Genomic DNA, 10852 nt, shown 5'->3' on the forward strand with positions numbered 1-10852 from the left:
AGGCACCGAATGGAGGGGCAAAGCCTTTTGGTTACTTTGGGGCTCTTCCAAAGTGACTCGCTGTAAGAGCGAAACCGTAATCAGCCATCACCGCAGAAACGGATATGCCCCCAATCCAGCCCCAACCCCAAGCCCAACCCCCGCTAACAACAACGCCAAACAACTCAACGAGGGCTTTCCGGCTTGTAACCCAATCGCAAACCACCCCAATGCCGGCCCTTGAGCATGATGGGCACCGAGAGGTCGTGCATCAGCTCACCGGTGTCGCGGGTGTAGGTTTGCAGCAGTACGGCCTGCTGGTGACTGCCGCAGCGGATCCCGGTGCGGTCGGCGAATTTGCGTTTGGTGCGGTTCTGCAAGGTATCGACCTGCGCATCACCGGTCAGTGGTTGGCTGAAGACCTTGTTGTGGGTCGGCACATAACCCTGCTGCGTACAGGCGATGGCGAACACCAGGCCTTCATGACGCGGCAACAACGGTTCCTGGATCGCCGGCAAGACCTGATCGGCGTAGCGATCGAAGCGGGTCTGGTACTTGGCCGGGCTGGTGTTGGGAATGGTTTGGTAATTGCGGTCAAACAGGTCATCGAGGCTCACGCGGCCCTCGTCGATATCCGCTTCGAAGCGCGCCGCAATTTGACTCGCGCCTTCGCGGGCCAGGTCATAAATCCGCTGGTGATAGTCATCCAGTCCGACTTCGGCGAGGCGTTCGCTGATGGTTTCGGCCTGCCCTTCCATTTGCACCGCGGCCTGGGCCAGGCGCTGGGTCTGTTGGTCGCTGATCGCCAGGTCGCTGCGCATCTGTTCGATGGCATGAAACAGGCTATCGAGTTGTTCGCGGTTGGTGTCGGCGCCCCTGGCGATTTCCCCGACCTGGCTTTCGACGCCGGCAGCCAGACGCGCAATGTTCTCCAGATGCTGACCGGTGTGCTCGACCTGCTCGACTCCGGTGTCGAGGTCGCTGGACAGTTGACGGATCTGCTCCACCACTTGCGCGGTGCGTTGCTGAATATCAGCGACCATCTCCCCGACTTCGCCAGTGGCCGTCGCGGTGCGCGCGGCCAGACCGCGAACCTCATCGGCCACCACCGCAAATCCGCGACCATGCTCCCCCGCCCGCGCCGCCTCGATAGCTGCGTTCAATGCCAACAGATTGGTCTGGCTGGCGATGGACTGGATCACCAGGGTGACCCGTTGGATATCGTCACTGCGCAGGCTCAGGGCTTCGATCAGTTCACGGCTGTTACTGGCGCGCTGACTGAGTTGATGCATACGGGCGATGGACTCGATCAGCTCCGTACGTCCTGCCGCGCTGCTCCGATGAGCCTCGCTGGCCGCACTGAGGGCTTCCCGGCTGAGTGTCGAAGTGGCTTGTTCGGTCGCGATCATCACTTCGGCGTTGCTGACTATCTGCGCCGCGGCACCCAGCTGCGATTGCAGTTTGTCGGCCAGTTGCTTGACCGAAAAGGCCACACCGGCGGCAGACAACGCGTTATGACTGGTGGTGTAGGAAAGATCGCGAGTCAACTCGGCAATCGCGCTGGCGCTGTCGACGGGAGTTGCTTCAGGGGTAGCGCGCGAGCGCAAGCGAGGTAGCCAGATCACCAGCACCGCCAATGGCAGGCCAAGGTAAAGCGACCAGCCGCCCAGCGTCATGCCGCACAACAAGAGCATCAGGGCGATGCTTTGCAAGGTCGGCGTCAGCCAAAGGTTTTTCGGCAAAAGCACGGGGGCAGACACTGCTGCCACCACAGATCCGTCACGCGTCATCTTCGTCATCCCCCGAGTCATTCTAATTGTTGTATCGGCATTTAACGCCACTACAAGGCCATTATCTATGGTCCATTAGTAGTGGGCCTTGCAGCAGATCAATAGAAGTGCGCGGGGTTTTCGCAGACGAAAAAAAGCATCGCGGGCAAGCCTTGCTCCTGACAGGAGTGGGGCTTGCCCGCGATGCTGGGCGTTACGAAATCAGGCCTGACGCTGGTGCTTGTCGATCTGTTCGTGACGCTCTTGAGCTTCGATGCAGTACTTGGTGGTCGGGCTGATCAGCAGACGCTTCAGGCCAATGGCCTCGCCGCTGTCGTCGCACCAGCCAAAGCTGTCTTCCTTGATGCGTTCCAGAGCCTGTTCCAACTGAGGCAGCATGCGCTGGTCGCGATCGATCGCGTTCACCAGCCAGGTGCGCTCTTCTTCAACAGAAGCGGCGTCGGCCGGATCGGCCGGGGTGTCCAGGCTTTCGATGGCGATGCGGTTCTGTTCGATGCGCTCATGGGTTTCGACTTTCATGTTCTGCAACAGCTCAGAGAAAAAAGCATGTTGCTCGGCATTCATGTAGTCATCCGCCGGCATGGCCAGCAACTTGTCCTTTGTCATTGATATCTCTATAAAAAAACGTGCATTAAGGCGAATTAGGGAGCGTTCCGGCGGACCTGGGTTGGCCATCGGAACGGCGCCGTTTAATTCCAAGCGCCACCCGGCACTCAATTTACGAGGGGCGGCAGTCTAAGGCCGACTTGAGGCCTCAGCAACTGAAAAGACAGCGAATTTGTCCGACAAAGCCCTGAAAGTGCTCTACGGCAGTCTTTGCGGTGGTTATCGGAGTGCGTTTATAGCAAGAAATTCAATCGAGCGGCTGTATATAGAAGACAAACGGCTGCGCCACGCGGGTCAGGCGTGGCGCATTGGCTGCTTTATCTGAGGCTCAACGCTTGAGTTTACGCTTGTTGCGGTACTGATCGATGACCACTGCGACCACGATGATCAGGCCTTTGATGATGTCTTGAATGTAAGCATCGACGCCGACGAAGGTGAAACCGCTGGCCATGACTCCAAGGATCAGTGCGCCGATCACCGTGCCGGTGATGCGCCCTACTCCGCCGGCCAGGCTGGTGCCGCCGATCACGGCCGCGGCAATCGCGTCCAGCTCGTAAGACATGCCCATCCCGGCCTGCCCGGTCGCGGCCCGTGCCGACGCCACCACACCCGCCAGGCCTGCCAGCAACCCGGCGATGCTGTAGACGATCACCAGATGCCGCTTGACGTTGATCCCCGAGGTACGCGCCGCCTGCATGTTGCCGCCGATGGCGTAGGTGTACTTGCCGTACTTGGTGTAACGCAGGGCGATGTGAAAGATCACCGCGACCACCAGGAAAATGATCACCGGCATCGCGCCGTGTCCGATCGCCGTGTAGGAATCCGAGAGCATGCTCACCGGTTGGCCTTCGGTGTAGTAACGCGCAAGGCCACGGGCCGAGACCATCATGCCGAGGGTGGCAATGAACGGCGGGATACCGGTAATGGCAATGATGCTGCCGTTGATTGCCCCCGCCAACAGCCCTACCCCGAGCCCGGCAATCACCGGAATCCACACTGGCAAGTCAGTCAACGACGGGAACACCGCCCGGGCGAAGTCCGACGTCTGGGCCAGACTGGCAGCGATCATTGCCGACAGCGCCAGCACCGAGCCCGAGGACAGGTCGATACCCGTGGTGATGATGACCTGGGTCACGCCGATCGCCAGCAGACCGATGATCGACACCTGCAGGATCATCAGCACCAGACGCTGGGAGTTCATCAGGAAGCTCTGGTCGCGCACGATCCAGCCAAACACTTCAAAGACCAGGCCGATGCCAATCAGCACCAGGAAAATACTCAATTCGGTCGGAAAGCGCCGGCGACTCTTGACCGGTGCCGTTGCTGGCTTGTTTTCCAGTATCGCGTTCATAACCCACCCTTAAATAGAAATCTGTGTGGCGAAGGAGCTTCCTGTGGCGAGGGGATTTATCCCCGTTGGGCTGCGAAGCAGCCCTAAAAGTATGGGACTGCTGCGCAGTCCAACGGGGATAAATCCCCTCGCCACAGATTGCGCTCTCCCTTGCTTAGTGAACCGCAGACATGCCCGAGGCCAATTGCATCACTCGTTCCTGGGTCGCTTCGCTGCGGTCGAGGGTGCCCATCAGGTCGCCCTCGTGCATGACCATCACCCGGTCGCTCATGCCGAGTACTTCCGGCAGCTCCGAGGAAATCATGATCACCGCCATGCCTTCGCTGGCAAGGCAGGAAATGAGTCGGTAGATCTCGGCCTTTGCGCCGACGTCGATGCCGCGGGTCGGCTCGTCGAGGATCAGGATCCGTGGATTGGTCATCAGCCAGCGAGCCAGCAAGGCCTTCTGCTGATTACCGCCGGACAAGGTGTCGATGCACTGCTCCAGCGACGGGGTTTTCACCCGCAGTTTCTTGCACATGTCTTCGCACAAGGCGCGCAGGGCTTTTTGCTGTATGAAACCGTGACCGGCGTAATGCGGCAACACCGCCATTTCCATGTTCTCCAGCACCGACAGGCACGGGAACAGGCCGCTGAGCTTGCGATCCTCGGTCAGTAACGCGAAGCCCTTCTCGATCGCCATGTGCGGATCGCTGATGCGCACCACTTCGCCGTCGAGACGAATCTCGCCACCGTCGCTCGGGGTGATGCCAAAAATCGCTTCGGCAACGTTGGTCCGTCCTGAGCCCATCAACCCGGCAATGCCGAGGATTTCGCCGGCGTGCAGGTCGAAGGAAACATCCTTGAAAATGCCGTCCAGTTTAAGGTCACGCACCGACAGCAGCAGATCGCCGATCGGCTTTTCACGCACCGGGAACAACTGGCTCAGCTCGCGGCCGACCATCATCGAAATCAGACTGTCGCCGTCCATGCTGTCGGCCCGCTGCAGGCCGATGTAGGCGCCGTCACGGAACACCGCCACTTCATCAGCGATGCTGAACACTTCGTTCATTTTGTGGGTGATGTAGATGATCCCTTTGCCCTGACTCTTGAGGTCGGCAATGATCGAGAACAGGTGCGCAACTTCCTTGTCGGTGATGGCCGAGGTCGGTTCATCCATGATCAGGATGTCGGAATCGTAGGACACGGCTTTGGCGATCTCGACCATCTGCCGTTCGGCGATGCTCAGGTTGCCCACCTGCTCTTCCGGATCGAGGTTGATCCGCAGGCGTTCCAGCAGTTTCGCCGTGCAGCGATGCATTTCGCGGTGGTCGATCATGTGGAAACCGTTGAGCTGCTCCCGGCCGATCCAGATGTTCTCGGCGATGCTCATGTGGGGCATCAGGTTGAGTTCCTGGTGAATCATCGCGATCCCGGCCTGGAGCGCAGCCAATGGCGTTTCGAAAACCACCGGTTTTCCTTTCAGGCGAAGTTCACCGGCGTCCGGCTGATAGATGCCGGCAATGATTTTCATCAGGGTGGATTTGCCCGCGCCGTTTTCGCCCATCAGGGCCAGCACGGAACCGGGGCGTACCCGAAGCTGCACATCGGACAAGGCCACCACACCGGGAAATCCCTTGCTGACGTTGATGATCTCCAGCAGGTACGGCTCATCGACAGGTGTTGCAGTTGGCTGGAAACCCACCAACGGGGTGCTCGAAGCAGTCGCTGAAGCGAACATGATCAGGTACTCCATCAGCAAGGTCACGGTCGCAACCTTGCGTGTTTATTGTTGTTATTGAACGGACGGGCTATTTGAACGTGTCGACGTTTTGCGGGGTGATCAAGCGATATGGCACCCAAACGGCCTGTTCAACCGGCTCGTTCCTGGCCATTTTCACGGCGGTGTCGATCGAACCGTCGGCCTGACCTTTGGCGTCCTGAAATACTGAGACCGCCATGCTGCCTTTCTTGATCGCGTTCAACCCGTCGGGCGTGCCGTCGACACCGGCGATCAAAACGCTGCCTTTGTCGACACCGGCCTGACTCAGGGCCATGGCGGCACCGATGGCCATTTCGTCGTTGTTGGCCACGACCGCATCGAACTTGCGGCCCTGGGTCAGCCAGTCGTTGACCAGGGTCATGCCCTTGTCCCGCGACCAGATGCCGGTCTGCTCTTGCTCGATCTTGATGTTCGGGTATTTGGCCAGAACGTCTTTGACGCCCTTGGTGCGGTTGGTGGTGGAGTTGTTCGCCAGGTCGCCCAGCAGAATCACGATGTCACCCTTGCCGCCCATTTTGTCGGCCAGGTACTGCATCTGCATTTCACCGGCCTCCAGATCGTTGGAGGCGACAGTGACCACGCCTTTGGGCAGCTTCAGATCATCGGGGCGGCGGTTGACGTAGACCAGCGGGATGCCGGCCTTGACGGCGGCTTCGGTGATTTTTTTGGTGGCGGCGGTATCCACCGGGTTGACCACAATGGCATCGACCTTCTGGCTGATGAAGCTTTCTACCTGGCTCAACTGCTTGACCACGTCGCTGCGGGCGTCTTCGAATTGCAGCTGCACGCCCTCGGGATAGGACTTGGCTTTCTTGTCCATGGATTCGCGCAGGTAGGTCAGCCAGGTGTCATCGAATTGGGACATGCTGACGCCGATCTTCATATCGGCGAGCGCCGCGCCACTGGCGAACATCAGGGACAAGGCAAGTGAGGCGAAGCGGATCTTGGTCTTCATGAAAAGTCTTTCTCCACATTCTTGTTGGTTTTATGGATGAGGCGTGACGATTTCAGTAAGCAGGCAAGCGGGAAAAGGGTTGAAACAGGTAGCGAGGCAGGTCGCTGAAAATGACTTTATTGGAATTTAATTTCCATATCAACTCATTTTAGAATTTTATTCTGATTTTATTCCATGGCTCTTGAACGGGCCCAATTCCACCACTTGATGCCGCTCGGCGCTCAGTCGCGCAGCGTCTAGCACGCGGGTGGTCGCCAGTGCATCACGGGCATCCACGGGCAGTGGGCCACCGCTCTGTAACGCGGCTTGTAGCTGTAAATAGAACTGATTCCAGCAACCGCGCTCGGAGGGAACCCGCTCGCGCACCTCCCCCTGTTCGAACCAGCCCCAGCGGCGATGCTCTTCAACACCCCAGCGCTCACCTTCGGATTTCGGCGAGAGCCCGGCGAGTGCCGATGCTTCTTGCCCGTCCAGACCATCGACGCTGTAACAACCTTGAGTGCCGGTCACCCGAAAGCGCGGGCCGGGGGTGTTTTGCAAGCAACTGCCACCCAGGTGGGAGGTGACGCCACTGGCATGGGTCAGGGCCATAAAGAAGCCGTTATCGAAGACCTGGCCTTTTTCCAGGTAATCCAGTTCGGCGTAGACCCGTGTCACCGGACCGAACAACAGCAACGCCTGATCCACCAGATGGCTACCGAGATCGCGCAGGAAGCCACCGCCACTGCCGTTGTTCACCGCCTGCGGTGAATAACGCTCGATCCGCGATTCGAAACGGGTGACCTTGCCTAACGCACCAGATTCGATGAGTTTTTGCACGGTCAGGAAGTCCGAATCCCAGCGACGGTTCTGGTAGACGCTGAGCTGCACGCCCTGGCGCTCGGCCATGGTGATCAGGGTTTGAGCTTGCTGCGCATCAGCGGCGAACGGTTTGTCGCTGACCACCGCCACCCCGTGTTCGATGCCATCGAGCACCAGCGCCGGACGGCCCTTTAGCGGTGTGGACACCACCAGCACATCGATCCCGGCCTCCACCAATTGGCCGATGCTGTCGAACGCTGGCACCCCTGGGTGCTCGGCCGCCAGCAATTGTCGGCGTTCCGGTGAACGGGTGACCACACCCACGAACGTCGCCGCCGGCAAACTGCTGATCAGCGGAGCATGGAAAAACCGGCCGCCATGGCCGTAACCGACAAGTCCGATACGCATGTGTGCATTCCTTCTTATTGTTATGTAAACCGCTCACCGGGTGTTCATGGCCCCTGTGGGAGCGAGCTTGCTCGCGATAGCGGTCTGACAGTCACATAGATGTTGAATGTGCTGCCGCCATCGCGAGCAAGCTCGCTCCCACAGGGGATCATCGTTAGCCGTAGAAGTGTGGGCGGTCTGGGAGTGCGACTTTGACGATTGCCCCGCTGTTTTGTGCTTCGATGCAGGCATCTGCTGCGACAGCGGCGGCGAAGCCGTCCCATGCCGATGGGCCGCCAACCTGGCCAGCGCGCACACCATCGATGAACGCCTGCAACTCGACGTCGTACGCCGCGATGAAGCGATCCTTCCAGTCCATCAGAATCGCGTTGGACAACTTCGCGCCGCTGCGCAACTGAACCTGTGACGGTTCCGGCAGTTTGGCGATGCCGGTCTCCCCCACCACTTCGCACTGGATGTCATAGCCGTATTGGCAGTTAACGAACACTTCCACGTCGATGCGCGTGCCCTTGGCGGTTTCCAGCAGCACGATCTGCGGGTCTTTCAAATGCGCGAGCGCCTTGCTGCTCTTGCGCGGGAACACCACTTGCACCGACACGTAATCGTCGTCGAGCAACCAGCGCAACACGTCCAGTTCATGGATCAGGGTGTCGGTGATCGCCATGTCGGTCTTGTAGTTTTCACCCACGGTCGGGTTGCGGTGCGCGCAGTGCAACATCAGTGGCTCGCCAATCTGACCGCTGTCGATCACGGCTTTCAGTGCCCGATAACCTTCGTCATACGGGCGCATGAAACCGACCTGCACCAGGCGTTTGCCGTGGACCACTTCGGCCTCGACGATTTTGCGGCAGCCTTCAGCGGTGACGGCCAGCGGCTTCTCGCAGAACACCGGCTTACCAGCGGCAATCGCGGCCAATACGAACTCTTCGTGGCTCGGGCCCCAGGAGGTGACGAGGATCGCTTCAACCTCCGGCGCCTTGATCAACGCGTGGCCGTCGGGATAGACCTCGGCGGTCAGCTTCAGGTCGGAAACGACCTTCGCGGCTTGCTGCAAGTTGATGTCGGTGACAGCAACGACCTGGCTATTGAGCAAGGTCTGGCTGCAACGACGAATGTGATCCTGGCCGATGGCCCCGGTACCGATGACGCCAAGCTTCAAAGACATTTAATGACTCCTAGATTTGTTGTTGTTCGTTCAGGGCAATCAGTACTGACGGGCCTTGGCCAGTCGTTCATTCAGGGTCTTGGCCACCGCATCGGTGCGGGCGCTGGTGGAGACTTGCGCCACGCCGACCCGCCACCACGACAGGTATTTGTGAATCATGGTTTTGGGCAGAACCTTGATGTCGATCAGCGTCGACACCGTCTGCAAGCGCGCATCGGCCAATGCGGCTTGCAGCTCTTCGACCGTGTTCACCTTGTAGGTCTTGCAGCCATAAGCCGCCGCGCTCATGGCGAAATCCACCGGCACGAACCCGCCGTCGAGCTTGCCGGTTTCCGGGTTGCGGAACCGGAACTCGGTGCCGAAGCTGTCCATGCCGTGTTCCATCTGCAGGTTGTTGATGCAACCGAAGGTCATGTTGTCGAGCAACACCACGTTGATCTTGCGTCGCTCCTGAATCGAGGTCGCCAGTTCGGAATGCAGCATCATGTAAGAGCCGTCGCCGACCAGTGCATAGACCTCGCGATCCGGCTCGGCGAGTTTCACACCCAGTGCGGCGTTGACCTCGTACCCCATGCAGGAATAGCCGTACTCGACGTGATAGGTGTTCACGCCCTTGCTGCGCCAGCTGCGCTGCAAGTCGCCGGGCAGGCTGCCGGCGGCGGCGACGATCACGGCGTCATCGGCGAGGGTTTCATTGAGCACGCCGAGCACGCGGCTCTGGGTCAGGCAGGAACCGGTCAACTCGATGAATTCGCGCAGCACCGCCGGGTCCATGTGGTCGTTGATTTCCGGGATGAAGTCTTTGCTCTGGTATTCGACCTGATAGATGCGGTCGACTTCCTCGTCCAGTTGCGCCTTGGCCTGGCGCGGTTGATCGCCCCATGCAGAACGGTAATCGCCCAAGGCTTCGGCCAAGGCTTGCAAGCCAACTTTGGCGTCCGCCAACAGTTGCACCCCGTCGAGTTTCAGGGCATCGCACGGGCTGATGTTGAGGTTGAGAAATTGCACGTCCGGATGCTGGAACAGGGATTTCGACGCGGTGGTGAAATCGCTGTAGCGGGTGCCGACACCGATGATCAGGTCCGCATCCCTGGCCAACAGATTCGCCGCCACGCAGCCGGTTTCACCGATCCCGCCAACGTTCAGCGGGTGACTGGACACCACCGCACTCTTGCCGGCCTGGGTTTCGGCGAAGGGAATATCGAAGCGTTCAGCAAACGCTTGCAATGCCGCGTTGGCACCGGAGTATCTGACCCCGCCACCGCAAATGATCAGCGGCTTGCGCTTGCCTTTGAACAGCGCCAGCGCATCACCGAGCATCGCTTCAGTCGCCGGACGACGCTCGATACGGTGCACGCGTTTTTGCAGGAAATAATCAGGGTAGTCGTAGGCTTCGGCTTGCACATCTTGCGGCAAGGCCAGGGTCACCGCGCCGGTTTCGGCAGGATCGGTGAGCACGCGCATGGCGTGGATCGCCGCCGTCATGAGTTGCTCGGGACGGTTGATGCGGTCCCAGTATTTGCTCACGGCCTTGAATGCATCGTTGGTGCTGATGCTCAGGTCGTGGAACTGCTCGATCTGTTGCAACACCGGGTCCGGCTGGCGGCAGGCGTAAACGTCGCCGGGCAACAGCAGCAAGGGAATGCGGTTGGCGGTCGCCGTCGCGGCGGCGGTGAGCATGTTCGCCGCGCCCGGCCCTACCGATGAGGAGCAGGCGTAGATCTTGCGCCGCAGGTGTTGCTTGGCGAAACCGATGGCTGCGTGGGCCATGCCTTGCTCGTTGCGACCCTGATGGACGATCAGGTCGCCGCTGTCCTGCTCCAGGGCCTGGCCCAGGCCCAGCACATTGCCGTGGCCGAAAATGGTAAAGATCCCGGCGACAAATTTGCTTTGAACCCCATCGACCTCGATGTACTGGTTATCGAGGAATTTCACCAGGGCCTGGGCCATGGTCAGTCTTGTTGTGGTCATAACCGATCCTTTCAAATACACACCTGATCCTTGTAGGAGCTGTCGAGTGAAACGAGGCTGCGAT

8 protein-coding genes are annotated in these 10852 nt (G+C 59.5%); all 8 read right to left on the bottom strand.

The window, feature by feature from the left end:
* Positions 1-164: 164 nt before the first annotated feature.
* Positions 165-1790: a methyl-accepting chemotaxis protein gene (locus tag VD17_RS27105; RefSeq protein WP_440130586.1), complete on the bottom strand. Its 1626-nt coding sequence runs from the start codon at positions 1788-1790 to the stop codon at positions 165-167.
* A gap of 180 nt (positions 1791-1970) precedes the next feature.
* Complete coding sequence (locus tag VD17_RS27110) at positions 1971-2375, bottom strand: TraR/DksA family transcriptional regulator (RefSeq protein WP_007907888.1); 405 nt, start codon at positions 2373-2375, stop codon at positions 1971-1973.
* Between the two features lie 328 nt (positions 2376-2703).
* The gene (locus VD17_RS27115; protein WP_008153855.1) at positions 2704-3726 is read right to left on the bottom strand and encodes an ABC transporter permease; all 1023 of its coding nucleotides are present in this window, start codon (positions 3724-3726) and stop codon (positions 2704-2706) included.
* Between the two features lie 154 nt (positions 3727-3880).
* The gene (locus VD17_RS27120; protein WP_046056523.1) at positions 3881-5446 is read right to left on the bottom strand and encodes a sugar ABC transporter ATP-binding protein; all 1566 of its coding nucleotides are present in this window, start codon (positions 5444-5446) and stop codon (positions 3881-3883) included.
* Between the two features lie 70 nt (positions 5447-5516).
* The gene (locus VD17_RS27125; protein ID WP_033057636.1) at positions 5517-6443 is read right to left on the bottom strand and encodes a sugar ABC transporter substrate-binding protein; all 927 of its coding nucleotides are present in this window, start codon (positions 6441-6443) and stop codon (positions 5517-5519) included.
* A gap of 156 nt (positions 6444-6599) precedes the next feature.
* Positions 6600-7652 (bottom strand): Gfo/Idh/MocA family protein, encoded by a 1053-nt coding sequence (locus VD17_RS27130; RefSeq protein WP_046056518.1) that lies wholly within the window; start codon positions 7650-7652, stop codon positions 6600-6602.
* Between the two features lie 154 nt (positions 7653-7806).
* Positions 7807-8817 carry a Gfo/Idh/MocA family protein gene (locus tag VD17_RS27135; RefSeq protein WP_046056519.1) on the bottom strand — a complete coding sequence of 337 codons (1011 nt, stop codon included), beginning with the start codon at positions 8815-8817 and terminating at the stop codon, positions 7807-7809.
* Between the two features lie 39 nt (positions 8818-8856).
* Positions 8857-10788, bottom strand: coding sequence for a 3D-(3,5/4)-trihydroxycyclohexane-1,2-dione acylhydrolase (decyclizing) (iolD, locus tag VD17_RS27140; RefSeq protein ID WP_046056520.1), 1932 nt, complete (start codon positions 10786-10788; stop codon positions 8857-8859).
* Positions 10789-10852 lie beyond the last annotated feature (64 nt).

The sequence above is a fragment of the Pseudomonas fluorescens genome, assembly GCF_000968015.1.
Lineage (GTDB): Bacteria > Pseudomonadota > Gammaproteobacteria > Pseudomonadales > Pseudomonadaceae > Aquipseudomonas > Aquipseudomonas fluorescens_W.